At 68.7% G+C, this 19,521-nt stretch carries 16 protein-coding genes; 15 read left to right on the top strand and 1 reads right to left on the bottom strand.

What is annotated here, in order from left to right; translation table 11 throughout:
• Window positions 1-62 precede the first annotated feature (62 nt).
• The 15 genes from RG19_RS15045 (at window position 63) to RG19_RS14975 (ending at window position 18,298) form a co-directional block, all read left to right on the top strand.
• The gene (locus RG19_RS15045) at window positions 63-1,160 is read left to right on the top strand and encodes a polysaccharide biosynthesis/export family protein (protein WP_058835988.1); all 1,098 of its coding nucleotides are present in this window, start codon (window positions 63-65) and stop codon (window positions 1,158-1,160) included.
• Window positions 1,161-1,165: 5 nt separating this feature from the next.
• Window positions 1,166-1,870: a YjbF family lipoprotein gene (locus RG19_RS15040; RefSeq protein WP_058835987.1), complete on the top strand. Its 705-nt coding sequence runs from the start codon at window positions 1,166-1,168 to the stop codon at window positions 1,868-1,870.
• Window positions 1,867-2,661 (top strand): capsule biosynthesis GfcC family protein, encoded by a 795-nt coding sequence (locus tag RG19_RS15035; protein ID WP_058835986.1) that lies wholly within the window; start codon window positions 1,867-1,869, stop codon window positions 2,659-2,661. The genes RG19_RS15040 and RG19_RS15035 overlap by 4 nt, the downstream gene beginning before the upstream one ends.
• A 65-nt stretch (window positions 2,662-2,726) precedes the next feature.
• Complete coding sequence (locus RG19_RS15030; RefSeq protein WP_058835985.1) at window positions 2,727-4,928, top strand: YjbH domain-containing protein; 2,202 nt, start codon at window positions 2,727-2,729, stop codon at window positions 4,926-4,928.
• A gap of 231 nt (window positions 4,929-5,159) precedes the next feature.
• A complete protein-coding gene (locus tag RG19_RS15025) occupies window positions 5,160-6,593 on the top strand; it encodes an undecaprenyl-phosphate glucose phosphotransferase (protein ID WP_058835984.1) in 1,434 nt (477 codons plus the stop codon).
• Between the two features lie 197 nt (window positions 6,594-6,790).
• Window positions 6,791-7,957: a nucleotide sugar dehydrogenase gene (locus tag RG19_RS15020; RefSeq protein WP_058835983.1), complete on the top strand. Its 1,167-nt coding sequence runs from the start codon at window positions 6,791-6,793 to the stop codon at window positions 7,955-7,957.
• A gap of 102 nt (window positions 7,958-8,059) precedes the next feature.
• Window positions 8,060-9,409: a lipopolysaccharide biosynthesis protein gene (locus RG19_RS15015; protein WP_058835982.1), complete on the top strand. Its 1,350-nt coding sequence runs from the start codon at window positions 8,060-8,062 to the stop codon at window positions 9,407-9,409.
• The gene (locus RG19_RS15010; RefSeq protein WP_058835981.1) at window positions 9,406-10,500 is read left to right on the top strand and encodes a polysaccharide pyruvyl transferase family protein; all 1,095 of its coding nucleotides are present in this window, start codon (window positions 9,406-9,408) and stop codon (window positions 10,498-10,500) included. The genes RG19_RS15015 and RG19_RS15010 overlap by 4 nt, the downstream gene beginning before the upstream one ends.
• A complete protein-coding gene (locus RG19_RS15005) occupies window positions 10,493-11,434 on the top strand; it encodes a glycosyltransferase family 2 protein (RefSeq protein ID WP_058835980.1) in 942 nt (313 codons plus the stop codon). The genes RG19_RS15010 and RG19_RS15005 overlap by 8 nt, the downstream gene beginning before the upstream one ends.
• 93 nt (window positions 11,435-11,527) lie before the next feature.
• Window positions 11,528-12,814 carry a hypothetical protein gene (locus RG19_RS18325; RefSeq protein ID WP_058835979.1) on the top strand — a complete coding sequence of 429 codons (1,287 nt, stop codon included), beginning with the start codon at window positions 11,528-11,530 and terminating at the stop codon, window positions 12,812-12,814.
• On the top strand, window positions 12,702-13,787 hold the full coding sequence (locus RG19_RS14995) for a glycosyltransferase family 4 protein (RefSeq protein WP_238376707.1): 1,086 nt from the start codon (window positions 12,702-12,704) through the stop codon (window positions 13,785-13,787). Before RG19_RS18325 ends, RG19_RS14995 begins: the two co-directional genes overlap by 113 nt.
• Window positions 13,784-15,031 (top strand): capsular polysaccharide export protein, LipB/KpsS family, encoded by a 1,248-nt coding sequence (locus RG19_RS14990; protein WP_058835977.1) that lies wholly within the window; start codon window positions 13,784-13,786, stop codon window positions 15,029-15,031. The genes RG19_RS14995 and RG19_RS14990 overlap by 4 nt, the downstream gene beginning before the upstream one ends.
• Window positions 15,032-15,080: 49 nt before the next feature.
• Window positions 15,081-15,926: a 3-deoxy-8-phosphooctulonate synthase gene (gene kdsA, locus RG19_RS14985; protein WP_058835976.1), complete on the top strand. Its 846-nt coding sequence runs from the start codon at window positions 15,081-15,083 to the stop codon at window positions 15,924-15,926.
• Between the two features lie 77 nt (window positions 15,927-16,003).
• Window positions 16,004-16,960 (top strand): KpsF/GutQ family sugar-phosphate isomerase, encoded by a 957-nt coding sequence (locus RG19_RS14980; RefSeq protein WP_058835975.1) that lies wholly within the window; start codon window positions 16,004-16,006, stop codon window positions 16,958-16,960.
• Between the two features lie 102 nt (window positions 16,961-17,062).
• On the top strand, window positions 17,063-18,298 hold the full coding sequence (locus tag RG19_RS14975; RefSeq protein ID WP_058835974.1) for a hypothetical protein: 1,236 nt from the start codon (window positions 17,063-17,065) through the stop codon (window positions 18,296-18,298).
• A 487-nt stretch (window positions 18,299-18,785) separates the two neighbouring features.
• Here the strand turns inward: RG19_RS14975 and RG19_RS14965 are convergent, their stop codons facing one another.
• Window positions 18,786-19,409 (bottom strand): phosphatase PAP2 family protein, encoded by a 624-nt coding sequence (locus RG19_RS14965; protein ID WP_058835972.1) that lies wholly within the window; start codon window positions 19,407-19,409, stop codon window positions 18,786-18,788.
• Between the last annotated feature and the right edge of the window lie 112 nt (window positions 19,410-19,521).

Here is a 19,521-nt window from a genome sequence, read left to right as displayed (position 1 = left end):
GCCGTCCCGGGCGGGGTTTGCCGTGGGTATTGGGTACGTCCTACGTTTTCGCGGAGTCCGGGATGTCCCGTTTAGTTTCGCTTGCCGCCGCCTCGGCGGTCGTGGCCTTGGGCCTGTCTGCCTGCGTGTGGTCGCCCGGCCAGCACATGCGTGCGTCGGCCCCTTCGTCCGGCGCAGGCACGATCAGCGACGACGGACGGATCGAACTCATCGCGATCACGCCTCGGCTCATTGCCATGGATGCGGCCGCCCGCGAACAGGACCTGCCGGTCCCGGGCGTGTTGACCGAGTACCGGCCGCCGGTCTACCGGATCGGTGCCGGCGACGTGCTCTACATCACCGTGTGGGAACACCCCGAACTCACGGTGCCCGCCGGTTCGCAGCAGCAGATGAACGCGGCCGGCCGCGTGGTCCAGGCCGACGGCACGTTGTTCTATCCCTACATCGGCGTCGTCGAGGCCGCCGGCAAGACGCCGGTGGAATTGCGCGAACGGCTGGCGGCGTCGCTGGCGACCTACATCGAATCGCCGCAGGTCGACGTCTCCGTGCTCGACCACGCGAGCCAGCGGGTCTGGGTGACCGGCGCGGTCGAGAATTCGAGCACCCTGCCGCTCACCGTGGTGCCGATGACGCTGGCCGATGCGATCAGCCGGACCGGGCTCGACCCCAGCCAGGCGGACCTGTCGGGCCTGCGGCTCACCCGCGACGGGGTGACGTACACGCTGGACCTGGAACGTGTGGCCGGCTCGCCGGTGTTCCTCAAGGACAACGACCACATCCACGTGCCGTACCTGGAACAGAAAGAAGTGTTCGTGGTCGGCGAGGTGAACCTGCCCGGCGCGCAGAGCTTCCGCGCCGGCAGCATCAGTCTCAGCCAGGCGCTGGGCCGGGCGCGGGGGCTGGCGCAGACGAGTGCGCAGGGCAATGCGGTCTACGTGATCCGGGGTACCGAGGATCTCGCGCAGGCGCCGTCGGCGGTCTACCAGCTCGAGGCGAAGTCGCCGTCGGCATTCGCGGTCGCCAGCCAGTTCGAGCTGTTGCCCGGCGACGTGGTGTTCGTGGGCGCGGCCGGCATCACCCGCTGGAACCGCTTCGTGACCCAGCTGCTGCCGTTCTCCAGCATCATCAATACGTCGATCCGGACCAGCACCGATCTCTGAGCGGCATGACGTCTCCACTCGCGTCTTCGCCCGCCCACTGCCGCCGCGGCCACGGCCGGCTGCGCGCGCTGTCCCGTTGGGCGGCCGTGTCGGCGTTGCCCTGGTTGCTGGCCGGTTGCGGCAGCCTCGGCATCACCGCGATACAGACCGTGCGCCAGGCGGTCGTGGGCGACGCGTCGCCGCCGCCGCCGACAGCGGATGCGGTCGCCCGCAGTCCGCATGCGCAGATCCTCGTCGACGGTCGTCTGTTGCTGCTGGGCAATGTCGACGATGGCGGCCTGGAGTCGTGGTTCAGCGCCGATGGCCGGATCGTCTATCTGCGCGACGGCCTGCTGGCTGGCAGTTACGGCCTGAGCACGGATGCGGCCGGGATCCGGATCGAAGGCGACGACCCGTTCGCCCGGCTGGCCGCGCTGCACGCACCGGTCGAGGTGGCGCGGCGTTACGACTGGCGCAGCGGCTACCGCTACGACGTGCCGGTGCATGGCGAGTTGCGTCCGTTGGGTCCCGCGCGGGTGACGATCCTCGACAGCGAGCGCGAGGTGCTGCACTTCCAGGAGCGGTTGCGGGGGCCGGGCGTGGATGCGGTCAACGAGTACTGGGCCGATCCGCACGACGGCTTCGTGCTGAAGAGCCGGCAGATGCTGGCGCCGGGCAGGATGCTGGAGATCGTCCAGCTCAAGCCCTATCGCGCGGAAGCGGGCGAATGAGCGCGCGGCGGTGGTGCGGGCCGGTCCTGGCGCTCGTGCTGGGCGCGTGCCCGCCGGCGCTGGCCGAGTCCCCGGCCGCGCCGGCGCCGGCGTTGCACGTGACGGTCGAGGGCGCGGTGCTGCAGCCGGGTGCCCACGCCTTCGCCCCGGGTGCGCGCCGGGCCGATGCGGTGCTGGCGGGCATGCCGGATCGCCGTGCCTATCTGCTGGGTGCGGCGTTGTTGACCCGGTCCGCGCTCGCAACCCAGGTCCGCGAGCGTGCCGGCCTGCTGCACGATCTCGGCATGTTGGAGGCGGCGTACCCGGAGGTCGCCGGCCTGGCGCGATTGCACGCACGCATCCGTGCGCTGCCGGCCACCGGCCGCGTCCCGGCCATGCTGGAGCCGCGCGGGCTCGAGGTGGACCCGCCGGCGAACCGCCCCCTGCACGACGGCGATCGCTTCGTGTTTCCGCTGCGGCCGCGCACGGTGCGACTGGACGGCGCGCTCGAGGCCGCCTGCGAGGTGCCGCATGTGGCGTTGCGCGACGCGCGCGCCTATCTCGACACGTGTCCGCCGTTGGCGCAGGCCGACCGCGACTGGCTTTACGCCATCCAGCCCGACGGCCATGTCGAGCGTCTGGGCACCGCGCCGTGGAATCGAAGCGCTGCCTATCCGCTGGCCCCGGGCGCGGTGCTGTACGTGCCGATCTCGGAGGCCGCGGTGCGCGATGTCGCGCCCGGCGTCAATGCCGCGATGGCCGCCTTCCTGGCGACGCAACCGTTGCCCGGCCCGGACGCGCCGGCGCGATGAGGGCGCGAACGACGAGGGCGCGACGGGCGACCGCGCAGTGGACGGCCGCGACGCTCCGGCCGCCCGTGCTCGGCCTGCTGGCGCTCGCGGTCAGCGGCGGCCTGCACGCGCAGAACCTCAGCCGCAGCGGCTGGGGCGAAGTGGGCCTGTTGCAGACGCCGACCGCGCGGTTCGCCGGCGAAGGCGAGCTCGCCTTCACCGCGTCCCATACCACGCCCTACGACCGCTACACGGTCGCGATGCAGCCATTCGAATGGATGGAGGGCGCGTTCCGTTACGTCAACATTTCCGGTTCGCGCTACGGGCCGCCGGGGCTGAGCGGCGACCAGAACGTCAAGGACAAGTCGATCGACATGAAGCTGCGGCTCTGGCAGGAGAGCCGCTGGATGCCGCAGGTCGCCATGGGTGTGCGCGACATCGGCGGTACCGGCCTGTTCTCCAGCGAGTACGTGGTGGCCAGCAAGCGCTTCGGCAGCGTCGACGCCAGTCTCGGCTTCGCCACCGGGTACATGGGTAACCGCGGCGACTTTGGCAATCCGCTCGGCGTCATCAATGACCGCTTCGAGACCCGCCCCCGGGTGACCGGGGCCGGACAGTTCAACGGCGGCAGCATGTTTCGTGGCCGCGTCGGCATGTTCGGCGGCATCGCCTGGCAGACCCCCTGGGATCGTCTGCAGGTGAAGCTGGAGTACGACGGCAACGATTACCGCAACGAGCCGCGCGGCATTCGCGAACTCGAGCGGACCAGTCCGGTGAACGTGGGCGCGGTGTTCACCGTCAATCCGAACATCCAGTTCAGCATGGGCTGGGAGCGTGGCACCGAGGCGATGTTCGCGCTGACCCTGCGGACCAACCTGGCCCAGCGTCGGCCGGTGGCGAAGACGCTCGATCCGGACCCGATGCCGGTCCGCGACCGCGATGCCGTCGTCTCGGCCGATGGCGGCTCCGGGGCAGTCCCCGGCCCCGGAGCCGGGACCACCGGCTTCGTCTCCCGTGGCGGTTACCGGGATGTCGCCGAGCAGGCCCGGGCCGAGCGTGGCGACCGGATGCAGGCCCTGGCGGGCGTGGACTGGGACGCGGTGGCCGGCCAGTTGCGCGACCAGGCCGGCCTTGCGGTGGAACACATCGCCGTGCGTGGGCAGGAGGTGGTGGTCCGGGGCCAGCAGGCACGCTATTTCTATTCCGCACAGGGCCTGGGGCGCAGTGCGCGGGTGCTCGACAACGCGCTGCCCGACGGCTTCGACTGGTTCACCGTGGAGCACACCAACGCCGGCATGCCGATCGCCGAGGCCAGCGTGCGCCGCGACGCCTTCGTCGACTACGCCAACCACCGGGTCGATCTCGATCACCTCAAGCGCGGCACCGAGATCGCCGCGCCCGGTGCGCAGTCGCGCGACGTGCTCTACGAGGCGCCGTTGCAGCGTTACCAGGGCGGCTTCGGGCTCGGGTACGGGCAGGTGCTGGGCGGGCCGGACGGCTTCGTCATGTACCAGATCAACGCCAACTATTCGGCAAGCCTGCGTTTCAACCGCAGCCTCTGGCTCAGCGGCACCGCCAGCTACAACCTGCTCGACAACTACGACAACTTCCGGTACGACGCGCCCAGTCGCCTGCCGCGCGTGCGCACCGACATGCGCCGCTATCTGGTCACTTCCGACCTGGTGATGCCCAACCTGCAGCTCACCGGCACCCGCCGGTTGTCGCGCGATGTCTACGGCATGGCGTACGCGGGCATGCTCGAATCGATGTTCGGCGGCGTCGGCGGCGAGCTGCTCTACCGTCCGGTGGGCGAACGCTGGGCGCTGGGCGTCGACGCGAACTGGGTCCGGCAGCGCGGCTTCGAGCAGGACTTTCGCTTCCGCGATTACGACGTGGCGACCGGGCATGTGTCGCTCTACTACGAGCTCGACATGCAGCCGCGGGTGCTCGCCACGCTGAGCGCCGGCCGCTATCTGGCCGGCGACTGGGGCGCGACCCTCGCGGTCACCCGGATCTTCGACAACGGCGCGACCATGGGCGCCTGGGTCACCCAGACCAATGTGTCGTCGGCGCAGTTCGGCGAAGGCAGCTTCGACAACGGGGTGTTCTTCTCGATCCCCTTCGATCTGATGCTGCCGCGGGCGACACGCAGCCGCGCCACGCTGACCTGGCAGCCGCTGACCCGCGACGGCGGTGCGCGGCTGGCGCGTCGCTACTCGCTGTACGGCATGACCGGCGAGCGCGACACCACCTTCTTCTACGACAACTTCCAGCGCATCGGCGATTGAGCCGAAACGCGATCCATGCGCGCTGCGGGGTGTGAGAAGACTCACATAACGTCAAAGTGGCCGCGAAAATTCAGCGCGCCTTGCTGCAGCGCCGCAAACTTGGCGTATCCTGCGAAAACAAGACTGGTTACGTCACTTTTCTACCTGCCGCGTCACGGCGGGGAGGGGCGGAGCCGTCCAGAGAAAGAACGACAGGGGGGTCTGGAAGCGTCGTGAACCGGAGCGTCCGTCATGTCGTACATGAGCGTGGGTCAGGAAGTTCGGCAGGCCTGGCCTGACACCAACAAGTTCACCGCCGTGTTCGCGTGGACGCTGCGGTGCGGGGACATCGCCATCGTCGCCCTGGCGGGCGTCCTGGCGTATCGCTGGCGATTCGGCGGTATCGAGCTGCCCATCGAGTACCTGCGTGCGATCGCGCACAGCGTGCTGCTGGCCCTGCTAGTGTTCAACGGCTCCAGTCTGTACCGCAGCTGGCGAGGGCAGGGCCTGGCCGCCGAATGCATCAAGCTGGGCGTTCAGTGGGCACTCCTGTTCGGCCTGCTGCTGCTCTACGCCGCCCTGCTCAAGACCGCTGGCGACTATGCGCGGACCTGGATCGCGGCCTGGTTCTGTTTCGGGCTGCTCGGGGCCGTGGCGTTGCGGATCGGCGTGCGTGGCGCTGCAGCGTGGGTGCGGGCGCGGGGCATGGATGTCCGCACGGCCGTCGTCATCGGCGCCAATCCCGATGCGCAGCGCATCGTCGACACCATCGGCGACAACCCGTGGATGGGGATCGACTTGCGTGGCTGGTTCGCCACCCACGCCGATCGCTGCCAGCTCGACGGTGCACCGCTGGTGGGCACGCTGGAGCAGCTCGGCAGTTACGTGGAGTCGCGGCACATCGACCAGGTCTGGATCGCACTGCCGATGTGCGAACAGGCCAAGATCTCCTTCGCCCTGAGCCAGTTGCAGCACGCCACGGCCGACATCAAGTTCGTCCCCGACCTGTTCGGCCTGCAACTGCTCAATCACTCGTCCGGACAGGTGGCCGGCTTGCCGGTGCTCAACCTGCGATCGAGCCCGTTCGACGGCAATGCCCGCGTGATCAAGGCGCTGCAGGACCGCCTGCTGGCGGGGCTCATCGTGCTGATGATCGCCCCGTTGCTGCTGGCCATCGCCATCGGCGTCAAGCTCAGTTCGCCCGGCCCGGTGCTGTTCCGGCAGATGCGCCACGGGCTCGGCGGCAAGCCCATCGAGGTCTGGAAGTTCCGTTCGATGCGCGTCCATCAGGAGCACGGGGGCCGGGTGACCCAGGCGACCCGCGGCGACCCCCGCATCACCCGCTTCGGTGCGTTCCTGCGCAGCTCCAGCCTCGACGAATTGCCGCAGTTCCTCAATGTGCTGCAGGGCTCGATGTCGATCGTCGGCCCGCGTCCGCACGCGCTTGCCCACAACGAGCAGTTCAAGGGACTGGTGCAGAGCTACATGCAGCGGCACATGGTCAAGCCCGGCATCACCGGCTGGGCGCAGGTCAACGGCCTGCGCGGCGAGACCGACACCCTGGAAAAGATGGCGCGGCGCGTGGAGTACGACCTGTACTACCTGCAGAACTGGTCGCTCGCGCTGGACCTGCGGATCATCGCCATGACGGCGTTCAAGGGATTCTTCGGTCGCAATGCGTACTAGTCCGGGATCCGTCCGTTGCTTCGCCCGGATCATGGGCGCGATGCATCCGCGGCGGGTTGCCCGGCGGATCGAGCCGGGTTACCGGCGTTCCCACCGCGGCGGCAGCATAGGGCATCATGCCGGCTCGGCGGCGTGCGCGAGCGCGCCAGCCACGGTCGATCTCTGCTTTTTCTTTGTCAGGAGCCCTTCGAATCTCCATGAAAATCGCCATCGCCGGTACCGGTTACGTCGGCCTCTCCAACGCGATCCTGCTCGCCCAGCACAACGAAGTGGTGGCGCTGGACATCGATCCGACCAAGGTCGCGCTACTCAACGAGCGCAGGTCGCCGATCGAGGATCGCGAGATCGAGACGTTCCTGGCCGAGCGGACGCTGGATTTTCGCGCCACCCTCGACAAGCGCGAGGCCTACGAGGGTGCGGCCTTCGTCATCATCGCCACGCCGACGGATTACGACCCGGTCAGCAATTACTTCGACACCAGTTCGGTGGAGTCGGTGATCCGGGACGTGCAGGCGATCAACCCCGACGCGGTCATGGTGGTCAAGTCGACGGTGCCGGTCGGCTTCACCGCGTCCACTCGTGCCCGATACGCAACGGACAAGCTGATCTTCTCGCCCGAGTTCCTGCGCGAGGGCTGTGCGCTGTACGACAATCTGCACCCCAGCCGCATCGTGGTGGGCGAGCGCTCGCCGGACGGCGAAACGTTCGCGGCGCTGTTGCAACAGGGCGCGGTCAAGCAGGACATCCCAGTCCTGTTCACCGCCTCGACCGAGGCCGAGGCGATCAAGCTGTTCGCCAACACGTACCTCGCCATGCGGGTGGCGTTCTTCAACGAGCTGGATTCGTATGCCGCCACGCTGGATCTGGACACGCGCCAGATCATCGAGGGGGTCGGTCTGGATCCGCGCGTGGGATCGCACTACAACAACCCGTCGTTCGGCTACGGGGGCTACTGCCTGCCCAAGGACACCAAGCAGCTGCTGGCCAACTACCGCGACGTGCCGCAGAACCTGATCAACGCGATCGTGGAATCCAACCGCACCCGCAAGGATTTCGTGGCCGATGCGGTGGTGCGCCGCAATCCGAAGGTGGTCGGCATCTTCCGGCTGGTGATGAAGGCGGGCTCGGACAACTTCCGCGCATCGAGCATCCAGGGCGTGATGAAGCGGATCAAGGCCAAGGGCATCGAGGTGATCGTGTACGAGCCGGTGCTCACCGAGGACACGTTCTTCCGCTCGCGCGTGGTGAAGGACCTGGAGGCGTTCAAGGCCGAGGCCGACGTGATCGTGGCCAACCGGATTCCGGCGGAGCTGCGCGACGTCGCCGACAAGGTCTACAGCCGGGATCTGTTCGGGGCGGACTGACCGCGCCGGCAGCTGTCGTTCCCTGCGCGCGTGTCGCACGCCCACCGGCGTGCGCGACCGTGACCGCAGCTCCGGCATTCGCATGTCCGCAGGCGGTGCGCGATGCGCGATGCGACTGATGGCGCCGCTGCCGCCGTGCGCGGCGCGCCGGGCTCGAGCTGGCGGTCGCGCCTGTTCGGTCGCGACGCCGGCGGTGTGTTCCGCGGCATGCTGACCCTGGCCACCGGCGGCGTGGCGGCGAAGCTGGTCGGACTCGCGACGATTCCGGTGATCACGCGGCTGTACACGCCCGCGCAGATGGGCGTGTTCACCACGTTCGTCGCCCTCGTCGCCGTCCTCGCGCCGCTGGCGACGCTGCGCTATCTGACCGTGCTGCCCGTGCCCCGGCGCGATGCGACGGCGGCCAATCTGCTCGCGCTCAACCTGTGCATCCTGCTGCTCGTGTCCATCGTGCTGGGCCTGACCGCGGCGAGCGTCGGGCCGCGACTGCTGGCCGCGGCGTCGCTGGATGCGCTGGCGCCCTATGCCCTGCTGATCGCCCCCGCGGTGGCGCTGGCGGCGCTGTACGAAACGCTGAGCCTGTGGAGCGTGCGCCACAAGGCCTATCGTCCGCTGGCGGTGAGCCAGGCTGGCCAGGCCATGCTGGGCAGTGCGCTGAAGATCGGTCTGGGCTTGGCCGGTCTGAAGCCGGCCGGCCTGTTGATCGGCCAGCTCGCGCAGCAGGGCGGGGGATCGCTCTGGCTGCTGGGCTCGGGCGCGCGCGCGCTGCGCACGCATCGCCGGCGGATCCGCTGGCCGACGATGGCGAAACTCGCCCGGCACTTCCGCGACATGCCGCGCTACCGGCTGCCGTCGCATCTGCTGATGATGGCGTCGCTGCAGGGGCCGGCGATCTTCGCCGCGCAGGTGTTCGGCATGGATACGGCCGGCCAGCTCGGGCTGGCATTGACGACGATGGCGGTGCCGATCACGTTGCTGGGGACCAGCACCGGGAACGCCTATTTCGCCGAGATCTCGGCGATCGGCCGCAACGAGCCGGCGCGCGTGCTGGCGATCACCCGCGCAGTGACCCGCCGCCTGCTGGTGCTGGCGGCACCGCCGACGCTGGCGTTGGCCGTGGCCGGCCCGTGGCTGTTCGCCACGGTGTTCGGTGCGTCCTGGGCACCGGCCGGCGAGTTCGCGCGGCTGTTGTCGATCTATCTGATGTTTCAGTTCGTGTCGTCCCCACTCGCCAATGCGTTGACGCTGTTCCGCCGACAGGATCTGTTCTTCCGGATGAACGCGGTGCGGTTCGCGCTGGTGGCCGCCACGTTCCTGGTCGCCGCTGGATCCGGATGGAGCGCCGGGCGCACGGTGCTCGTGTACGCCGTGCTGATGGCGCTGCACTACGCGATATCGAATCGGGTGATCTACGGCGTCATCCGACACCACATCCCGGGAGATGGGCGATGAACGTGAGTTTCCTGTCGATCAGGACGCAATTCGAGAACCTGGGCGACGCGCTGATCAATCGCGAACTGATCCGCCTGCTCGCCGCGCGCGGCACGCTGGTCGTGGACACCGGCATCGCGCCGGACTGGTTCGTGGACATGCTGGACCTGCCCACCGATGCGACGCGCGTATCGGGGCGCCCGCGGCTGTTCCTGGAGATGGTCAAAGCCCTGCTCAGAGGCGACCGACCGTACTACTTCTTCCTGCCGGGCGGCCTGTTCGGCGAGTTCAACCGCCTGCAACTGGCGAAGAAGGCACTCGCGCTGTTGCCGCTTCGTGTCCTGAGGCTGCTCGGGGTGCGCCTGTGCCACGTCGGGCCCTCGTTCGAGCGGATCGGCGCGAACTACATCACCCACCTGCGTCGCCGCCGGCCGCTTCTGCATGCCTTCTACGTGCGCGATGCCCGCTCGTTGCGCTTGCTGGAGCACCACGCCGTGGGCTGCGACGGGTTGCTCCCGGATCTGGCGTTCAACCTGTTCGATGCGCCGTCGCCGCCCTCGGTGTCGACAGGCCGTCGCGACGTGTGTTTCAGCTTCAGGACCGACCAGCACGCCGAACAGTTCGACGCCTGCATGACGATGGTCGAGCGCATGGCGGAGACGTTGTCCGACGGCGCGCGTTGCCACATCGCCGTGCAGGTGGAGCGCGACCGCCCCGGCATGGAGGCGATCCGCGACCGGCTGCAGGCCCGGCTCGGCGCTCCGGTGGAAATCTTCCAGGAAACCCGCGATATCGCACGGATGCAGGCTTTCTACCGGGACATGGGGGTGGTCGTCTCCAACCGTCTGCACGTGCTGCTGCTGGGCGCCAGCGTCTGCGGGCGGCTGGTCGCGTGCGTGGACGAGAAGAACCAGAAGATCTCGGGTCTGCTGGAAACCCTCGGCCGTGCGGATCTGGTGGTGCCGATGCCGCAGGCGACACCGGCCGCGGTGCGCGCCGCGCTCGCCGCCCCGCCGCTGGACGGCCGCGCCGAGCAGGCGAAGCTCGCCGACGGGTTCCGCGCGATCTTCGCCGAAGGTCGGACCGCACGGGTGGGGGCGGCGCATGGCTGAGCTGGTCTCCGTCATCGTGCCGACCCGGGATCGCCTGGACGATCTGCTGCGCGCGGTCGGCTCGGTGCTCGCGCAGCGCTATCCGGCGATCGAGGTCGTCGTCGTCGACGACGGTTCGACCCGGGATCCCGTGCCGGTGCTGGCGCCGCTGTTCCAGGACGCGCCGGGCCGGACGTTGCGCATCCATCGCAATCCGCGCCCGATGGGCGGCGGCTATTCGCGCCGCCGTGGCACCGAGGTGGCGCAGGGCGCCTACGTCTGCTTCCTCGACGACGACGACCTCTATCTCCCCGACAAGCTCGCCACGCTGGTCGCCTACCTGGATGCGCATCCCGAGGTCGACGCGGTGTTCGGTCGGGTGATCATCCGCGAAGGGCAGGGTGCGGGCGTCGATCGCCTGCTCGATTACCGGCGCTATCGGACGCCGGTGGCCGACGACCTCGCCGACATCTGCAAGCTGCAGACCAACGGGTCCCTGGTCCGCGCGCGCGCACTGTCACGCGCCAATTTCCACGAAGGACTGCAGAAGTTCCAGGACACCCAGTTCCATATCGAACTGTGCAAGACCTCGAACACGCACATCCTCGAGACGCCGGTCGCGATCTGGCACAAGAACCGATCCGCCGACCAGATTTCGCACGTCGCCAGGGCCGGCGGCGCGGCCAGCATCGAGCGGTTCCAGGCGCTGCTGGATCATCTGTTTTCGCTGTCGCTGCTGAGCCCCGGCGAGCGCGACTTCCTGGAGCGCAAGAAGCTCAAGTACTTCGCCGAGTACGGTTTGTACGCCCAGGGCCTGGCGGCCGCCCGGGCGCGGTCGCTGTCGTCGCTGGCCGCGTTCCAGTTGTACTGGGCCTACTACTGGCTCGGCCTGACCGGAGTGCGCGGCCGGCTCAAGTCGGTCCTGCGACGCGAAGGAGCCAATGAGCGCGCCTGACCGCCAGCCGCTGCGATCCGACGCCTGTGCGGCGTCGGCAGGCGACGTCCGTCCAGGGGCGGCCCCTGCATCCGCGACCGGGGTGCCGCGACCGTGAGCGCGCGCTCGCATCTGCTGCTCAACGCCACGGTGGTGGCGATGATCGCGTTTCCGAAATCCGGATTCGCGCTGGGCGGCATTCCGTTCAACACCCTGTACCTGATCGCCGCGGCTGGCCTCCCCCTGCTGTTCCTGTACCTCGCGCTCAACGGCGCGCGCTGGCGGATCACCCGCTCGGATCTGTATCTGATGCTCCTGGTGCCGTTCTGGCTGCTGTTCGCGTTGACCACGATGTCCAACGGCATCGGCGCCATGGCCAGCTACGCCGGCTACGTCAGCGCGCTGATCGTCATGCCGGTGTTCTTCTTCGCCCTGTTCAAGACCGCGACCGACCAACAGATCGCCAGCGCGCTCGGCGTCGCCAAGGTCTGCATCCGCTTCGCTGCGGCCTACGGCGTGGTGCTGTTCGCGTTCAAGACCGCGACCGGGAGTTTCTTCGAGCTGCCGGGGCTGACCACGACCTTCGGTGCGGAGAAGACGCTCGAGGAGCGGATGAACGACCGCGGCGCGTTGTCGAAGCTGGTGTCGACCTACAACAACGGCAACATCTACGGCGTGTGCATGTTGATGCTGCTGCCGCTGTACAAGGAGCTGGAGCGCAGTCGCCTGTGGTTCGCGCTGGTGGTGATCAGCATCGTGCTGACGCTCTCGCGGACGTCGTGGCTGCTACTGATGGCGTTCTTCCTGCTCGACACGTTCGCATCGAGCCGGACGGTCAGCGTCAAGCGGATCGCGGTGGGCGGCTTCCTGCTGTCGTTCGCTTCGCTGGCGATCGTGATCATGATGCGTTACATGGAGCGCGACAGCGCGTTCCTGCTCGATTCCAGCCTGGGCGGGCGATCGTCGTACCTGCGGATCCTGTTCGATGCGGACCTGATCGCGTCCGAGGCGCTGGCGTTCTCCTACGAGATTCCCTACGTCTCCATCGCGGAGTTCATCGGCCTGCTCGGGATTCCGCTGTTCCTGCTGTTCTTCTCCAACATCGTGCTGAACATCGGGTGCCTGATCTCCGACGATGCCCGCGACCGGATCCGCAAGCGCGCCTGCCACGGCTGCTTCCTCTACTTCCTCGCGACCTTCTCCGATGCGGCCCTGATCCTGGTGCCGACATTCGCGATCTTCTCCTTCCTGGCGTTCCTGTCGTTCCGCGAGATCCCGTATGAAAATCGTGCACGCCGCCGAGACCGTCAAGGGCGGGATCTCCACGTATCTGGGCTCGGTGGTCGGCCACCAGCTCCGCAGCCCCTCCGTGACCTCGGTGCAACTCGTGATCCCATCTAGCCAACAGGCCCATGTGGCGGTGCGGCACGGGTCGCCGAAGCTGGGCGTCCGCACGTTCGGCGGCGACGGCCGCGCCTCCCGTTGCCGGCACCTGCTGTCCGAAACCCGCAGGCTGCTGGCCGACGATCCGCCCGACATCCTGCATGTGCACAGCAGTTTCGCCGGCCTGGCCTGCCGACTGGCGCTGCCGCGGCGCAGCCGCACCCGCGTGGTGTACCAACCGCATGGCGTGGCGTTCGATCCGCAGCGCACCGGCGCGTCGTCCGCCGCGGCCTTCGCCGCCGTCGAGCGTCTGCTGCTGCGCCGCACCGCGCGCGTGGTGGCGATTTCCGATTACGAGCGCGGTCTGCTCGATGCGCGCGGCTTCGGCGCGAAGAGCGTCACCATCCGCAACTCGGTGACCGATGCCGCGCAGGACGTCGCCGCATCCGGCACCGATGTCAGTCCCGGCGACTACTACCTGTTCGTCGGCCGGCTCGACCAGCAGAAGGGCTTCGATCTCCTGCATCGTTTCTGGGCAGGCCGCGACGAACGTCTGCGGGTGGTCGGCGACGCGGTGGTGTCGGGCGCGAGCGCGTTCGCACCGCGCGACAACATCGAGTTCCTGGGCTGGGTCGAGTCCGACCGCATCGATGCGTTGTATGCGGGCGCCAAGGCGTTGATCGTGCCCAGCCGCTGGGAAGGCTTCGGCCTGGTGGTGCTGGAGGCCTACCGCAACCGTACCCCGGTGCTGGTCTCCGACCGGGGCGCCTTGCCATCGCTGGTCGCCGAAGGCGAAACCGGTTTCGCGTTCTCGCTCGACCGCTTCGATACCGATCTGGCCCGCGCCATGGACGCGCTCGAACGCGGGGATCGGGCCGCGATGGGCCAGGCCAGCAGAACGCGCTACCTCGACCACTTCACGCCCGAACGCATGAACCGGGCCCTGCTCGATCTCTACGCGGACGCGCTTTCCGGAAGCCAGCCCTCATGACGCCCTACACCCGCATTCTCGTCAGCATCTCCAATCCGGAGGATTACCGTCTGTTCCGGCGGCTGGGCGATGCCGTGCCTGAAGCGCGCATCGACTACATCGCCAACAATCTCGCGATCTATCTGTATCTGCGGGTCAAGCGCGAGCGAGTGTTCTACCCGCGCCGCAAGCGCGTGGATGGCACGCCATCGCTGCGCGACGGCTTCAGCGTGCGAACGGGACGGCTGAGCGAAGCCACTGCGGAGGTGGTGTACGGCGGTTACCGTGCGTTCTTCGAAACGCACGTCGGTGCCGAGCGCTGGGATCTGATGGTGCTGCCCAGCGGGCGTCTCGCCGGCCAGCATGGTCTGGCCGACGCCGCGCGCGTGGCCGGGGTGCCGACGCTGTACACCGGCTACGGCAACGTCGACAACCGGATCTTCGCCGACCCCCAGGGCACGGACCGGCAATCGTTGTTGTTCAACGATCCCGCGATTCTCGATGCGCTCGATCCCGACCTCGATGGCTTCGAGGCCTGGCGCGCCCGTTACGTCGCCTCGCGCAAGGTCTCGCACGTGGTGGCCCAGGCCAAGGGTGTGGGCCTGAAGACGCGGGTGCTGAAGTTCGTGCAGATCCTGTTCTGCCAAGCCGAACGCGCACTCGGCCTGTGCAGCGAGAACGAATACGGATTGTCGGAACTGCGCAAGCTCGAGCCGGCGAAGATCGAATTCGACGCATTGCCCGATGGCCTTCGCTACGCGTTCTTTCCGTTGCAGGTGAGCACCGATGCGCAGGTGATCCTGAACTACCACAAGGGCGACCTGATCGAGGCATTGCGCGAAGCAGTGGCGTTCGCGACGTCGAGAGGCCTGCCGCTGGTGATCAAGCCGCATCCGGCCGAGCTCAACCAGAAGGTGCTCGACGAGATCCATGCGCTCAAGCCGGCGCTGGGATTCCACATCAGCGACGGCAACACCTTCCGCCTGATCGACGGTGCCGAGGTCGTGGTCACGATCAATTCCACCGTCGGCCTGGAGGCGATGCTGATGGACCGCGAAGTGCATTTCCTCGGCCAGACCCTGTACGCCGCGTTCGACCGGCGCCGGATGGCCGCCTATGTCTCGCGTTACCTGATCGACGAACCCTACTTCGCCAGCGACGGCCGTCCCTTCTCCGATGCGGGCGCGCAGGCCTTGCTGGCCCGGGCGCAGATGCGTCCGACCCGCCCGGCGTCGGTCCCTACCGCTGCCGCCGCACCGGTTTGACCCGGCACGCGGTTTCCCCTTGTTTCCATCGACTCATTCCAAGGCATCCATGGACGTCAGAATTTCCGATCAAGTGCTCGTCTCCAACCAGGCTCCGATGGTGCTGTTCGGCGGCATCAACGTGCTCGAGGATCTCGATTCGTCGCTCGCCGCCGCCGAGCGTTACGTGGAGGTGACCCGCAAGCTCGGTATCCCCTACGTGTTCAAGGCCTCGTTCGACAAGGCGAACCGCTCGTCGATCCGCTCGTTCCGCGGCGTCGGCCTGGACGAGGGGTTGCGGATCCTGCAGCGGATCAAGGACGCGTTCGGCGTGCCGGTGATCACCGACGTGCACGAAGTGGCGCAGGCAGCGCCGGTGGCCGAAGTGGCCGACGTGCTGCAGATTCCGGCCTTCCTCGCCCGGCAGACCGACCTGGTCGTCGCCATCGCCCGCACCGGGCGCGTGGTCAACATCAAGAAGCCGCAGTTCCTCAGCCCCACCCAGATCCGCCACATCGTCGACAAGCTGCGCGAGGCCGGCAACGAGCGGATCCTGCTGTGCGAACGCGGCAGCCAGTTCGGCTACGACAATCTGGTCGTCGACATGCTCGGCTTCCGCGAGATGGTCGAATCCACCGGCGGCCTGCCGGCGATCTTCGACGTCACCCACAGCCTGCAGCGCCGCGATGCCGGCAGCGAGGCCTCCGGCGGCCGACGTCGGCAGGTCGTGGAGCTGGCGCGCGCCGGCATCGCGGTCGGTCTGGCCGGGCTGTTCCTGGAGGCGCATGCCGATCCGGACAACGCCCGCTGCGACGGCCCGAGCGCCCTGCCGCTCGACGTGCTGGAGCCGTTCCTCGCCCAGATCAAGGCGCTCGACGACCTGGTCAAGGGCTTCGCGCCGTTGGACATCCGCTGAGTGCGGGCCTGGCGGTCCGCCGGCATCGAACCCCTGCGCGACGCCCCGCGCAGCCCCGTCTTCCCAGGAGCATCGACATGGTGAATGTGGTCAGCCGGCTGGAGCCGGATTACGCGGCATGCGCCCGGCGCGTGTTCGAGATCGAAGCGCAGGCCATCGCGGGACTGGGCGCGCGCCTGGACCGCCAGTTCGACGCCGCCGTCGCGCACATCCTGCAATCGAAGGGCCGCACGATCGTCTGCGGCATGGGCAAGTCCGGCATCATCGGCAAGAAGATCGCCGCGACGCTCGCCAGCACCGGCACGCCGAGCTTCTTCATGCATCCGGGCGAGGCGTATCACGGCGATCTCGGCATGGTGACGCCGGAAGATGTCTTCGTCGCGATCTCGTTCTCGGGCGAAACCGACGAAGTGGTCAAGCTGCTGCCGTTCCTGCGCGACAACGGCAACTTCCTGGTCGCGATCTCCGGCAATCCGGCCTCGACGCTGTCGCGCGCGGCGGATTGCCACCTCGACGTCCGCGTGGACCGCGAAGCCTGCCCGCTGCAGCTCGCGCCGACCTCGTCGACCACCGCGACGCTGGCGATGGGCGACGCGCTGGCGGTGACGCTGATGAAGGCGCGCAACTTCAAGCCCGAGAACTTCGCCCGCTTCCATCCCGGCGGCTCGCTGGGGCGGCGGCTGCTGAGCCGGGTCGAGCACGAGATGACCGGCGGCACCCTGCCGCTGGTGGAGGAGGGCATGGGGATCATGGACGTGATCAACGCGATCACCCGTTCCAGCCTGGGCCTCGCCATCGTGCGCACCGGCGACGACGGCTGGGCGATCATCACCGACGGCGACGTGCGCCGCGGCATGGAGCGCTACGGCAAGGATCTCTTCGATCGCCGCGCCGCCGACCTGATGGTGCGCGATCCGGTCCGGGTGACGGTGGGCACCCGGGTCGAGGATGCGCTGGTGCTGATGGAGCGGCAGCGCATCTCGGCGCTGCTGGTGTTCGATCAGGAGGCGCTGGTCGGTGTGTTCAAGAAATAGTCCGCGTCCTGCGGTGGAAGAAGGCGTCCGGTCAGACCCGCCGCGGGCACGACGGGCGACGTGGGCGGGGTCCATGCCGGCCGTCCGCGGCGGACCGCGCACATGAGCGCTGCCGTCGTCGGCCCGGGCGCAGGGGTGGGATCGAATGCGCCGGCGTCGCCGTCGCGCGTCGCCTCGCTGGACCGCTATCGCTTCGTGGCGGTGACGCTGGCCCTGCTGTCGCACGTGGTGCTCAACTTCACCGGCGACCTCGGCACCGGCGACCTCGATCTCGTGCGCAAGGCGATCACCCGTGCCGCCACGCCGACGCTGATCGTCCTGTTCGGCGTGATGCTTGAACTCGTGTACGTGCGCAAGTTCGTCCAGGCCCGCGACGCGGGGCGTCCCGCGCTCGAGTCGACGGCCTCGGCCGCGTTCAAGCGTGCGGCCTTCTGCTACGCGGCGTTCGTGTTTCTGGCGGCGCTGGGCTTCGTCGCCGGCCGCAACAGCGCCGTGCATCTTGGTGGCGCGGTGGTGCTGATCGCACCGGCGCTGTTCGCCACGATCTACAAGTTCTATTTCTTCATGCTGCTGGCGCTGCCGTTGATCGTGCTGGCGCGGGTGCGCTGGGGTGCACTCGCGCCACTGGCGGCGACGCTGTTCGCCGTCGCCTGGGGGGCGGCGATCGGCGGGCTGCCCGCGGCGCCGTTCCCGCTCCATCACATCGTCGGCTTCGTGACCGGCATCGGCGACACTTTCGGGCCCAGCCTGGTGCACAGCCTGATGCTGCTCTCGGCCGGCATGCTGTGCGGCTCGGTGTTCTACGGCCGTGCGGACCGAGTGCGGACGCGGCGACGCGACGCGGTCGTGCTCGCCCTGCTGCTGGCGGCGGCGGTGGCGGTGATCGCGCAGCAGGTAGCGGCCGTCGGCGCCCACGGGTTCGCCGAGCGGATGGTCGACATCAACGCCTACCGCCGGCAGAACCACCCGGCCTACTACGCCTACGGCACATTGTTCTCGCTGGCCCTGATGGGGGTGGCGACGGTCTGGTCGAAACTCGGGCGGGCCCGGGTGTTCGATTTCGTCGGACGGCACACCTTCGCCTACTTCCTGATCGGCAATGCGGTCATCCTGGCGGCGCCGCACGTGCCCCTGTCGGGCGTGCGTCTTGTGGTGGCCGGGGTCGCCTGCCTCGCGCTGGCGATCGCCGGCACGTTCCTGTGGGTCCGGGTGGGACGCGAATCGGCGCTGTGGCAGCGCCTCGACCGTCGGGTCGGGCGGATCGCGCGCCGGCTGGCGGCGAAGGCGAGCAGCCTGTTCTCCGGCGGGCAGCCGGTGTTTCCGCACGGTCGGGGCTAGTCGGCGCGGACAAGCGCGATGCCGTCCGGCCGGGCACGCACCGGCCCAGGCGGCTTGCGATGCCTGCGGCGTGTTGTGGGGGTGCGATTTGCGGCGGTGCCGAGGCAGCGCCGGCGCCAGACGGCTACAGGCGCATCAGGCGCGGGGCCGAGTCGTCCTGCGACCCTTCGCCGGGGCGTTCGGTCGTGTGCGATTGAGCGTCGTCGTCCCGGGCGCGGTCGTCCTGGGCGCTGGACGCGCGGCAGATGCCGACCACGAGCGCCCCGAGGCAAGTACCGACCGACATGCCAAGCAAAAACCAGAGCATGATGTAGCGTCCCCTGTCACAAGCCGGATCGGCTCCATGCCGCCCGGTCTTCGTGCCGTCCCCCGATCAAGCGTGGACCACGCGCCCGGGCGGCAAGCGTGCGCAATCTACCATGCAGTCCCGCTGGGGTGCGACACCGGTCACGCGCGCCGGGTGACCGCATAGGCCGCCATGGCGAGATCAGCGTTCGCGGCGCCAGGCGCGGCGGTCGGTGGGCCGATCCTGGCCCGACAGCGCCTGTCCGGTCTCGGCGAACCAGCGCTCGCTGTTGAAGTAGGGCAATTTGCGATCCAGGCCGGCCAACGCCGCGGCCAGGCCGGCGGCCACCAGCAGCGCGGGCCAAGGCCATGGCAGCGCATGCCGACCGAGCAGGCGCAATGCCATCCAGGCGACGCCGCCACCGAGCAGCGCCCCGGCGATCACTTCCGACCACGGGTGCGTGCCCAGCGTCGCGCGCGAGATTCCGATCAGCCCGCCGAAGGCCCACCCCGCCGCGGCCGCGAGCCGGCGCCGGGTTCCGCAGGTCGCCGGGACGCACAGGGCCAGCGCCACCGGCCAGAACGCCAGGGCGATCACGGTGTGCCCGCTGAAACAGGTGAGGTCCCATGCGCGGATGCCGGTGCCCCACCCGTAGAACGCGATCTTGCTGACCGCCGTGAGCGCGGTCGCCAGGCCCAGACCTGCCCACCAGCCCAACACCCCGTTCCGGCTGTCGCGACGCAGCAGCAGCGGCAGACCGAGCAGGACGGCCGCCGGCAGGATCAATTTGGCTTCGCCGGGCGGGACCAGCCAGGCCCAGCTCATCGGGTGCGGTGCGACGCATCGGACATGCGATCACGATGCCATGCCCGGCGGCTGCGCGCGGTCGCACCACGGACGCGGGGACAGTGGTGGTGATGCTTCGTGAATGCGTTGC

This window comes from Luteimonas abyssi (assembly GCF_001482195.1).
Lineage (GTDB): Bacteria > Pseudomonadota > Gammaproteobacteria > Xanthomonadales > Xanthomonadaceae > Luteimonas > Luteimonas abyssi.
Note: the sequence above shows the minus strand (reverse complement) of the source record. Positions and strands in the feature narration are given on the sequence as shown.

What these genes read in the sequence shown, in the direction of transcription:
- RG19_RS15035 (WP_058835986.1), top strand. Translation starts at nt 1,867, where the DNA reads ATGAGCGCGCGGCGGTGGTGCGGGCCGGTCCTGGCGCTCGTGCTGGGC.
- RG19_RS14980 (WP_058835975.1), top strand. Translation starts at nt 16,004, where the DNA reads ATGGTGAATGTGGTCAGCCGGCTGGAGCCGGATTACGCGGCATGCGCC.
- RG19_RS15010 (WP_058835981.1), top strand. Translation starts at nt 9,406, where the DNA reads ATGAACGTGAGTTTCCTGTCGATCAGGACGCAATTCGAGAACCTGGGC.
- RG19_RS14990 (WP_058835977.1), top strand. Translation starts at nt 13,784, where the DNA reads ATGACGCCCTACACCCGCATTCTCGTCAGCATCTCCAATCCGGAGGAT.
- RG19_RS15020 (WP_058835983.1), top strand. Translation starts at nt 6,791, where the DNA reads ATGAAAATCGCCATCGCCGGTACCGGTTACGTCGGCCTCTCCAACGCG.
- RG19_RS14965 (WP_058835972.1), bottom strand. Translation starts at nt 19,409, where the DNA reads ATGAGCTGGGCCTGGCTGGTCCCGCCCGGCGAAGCCAAATTGATCCTG.
- RG19_RS15025 (WP_058835984.1), top strand. Translation starts at nt 5,160, where the DNA reads ATGTCGTACATGAGCGTGGGTCAGGAAGTTCGGCAGGCCTGGCCTGAC.
- RG19_RS14975 (WP_058835974.1), top strand. Translation starts at nt 17,063, where the DNA reads ATGAGCGCTGCCGTCGTCGGCCCGGGCGCAGGGGTGGGATCGAATGCG.
- RG19_RS15005 (WP_058835980.1), top strand. Translation starts at nt 10,493, where the DNA reads ATGGCTGAGCTGGTCTCCGTCATCGTGCCGACCCGGGATCGCCTGGAC.
- kdsA (WP_058835976.1), top strand. Translation starts at nt 15,081, where the DNA reads ATGGACGTCAGAATTTCCGATCAAGTGCTCGTCTCCAACCAGGCTCCG.
- RG19_RS15015 (WP_058835982.1), top strand. Translation starts at nt 8,060, where the DNA reads ATGCGCGATGCGACTGATGGCGCCGCTGCCGCCGTGCGCGGCGCGCCG.
- RG19_RS15040 (WP_058835987.1), top strand. Translation starts at nt 1,166, where the DNA reads ATGACGTCTCCACTCGCGTCTTCGCCCGCCCACTGCCGCCGCGGCCAC.
- RG19_RS15045 (WP_058835988.1), top strand. Translation starts at nt 63, where the DNA reads ATGTCCCGTTTAGTTTCGCTTGCCGCCGCCTCGGCGGTCGTGGCCTTG.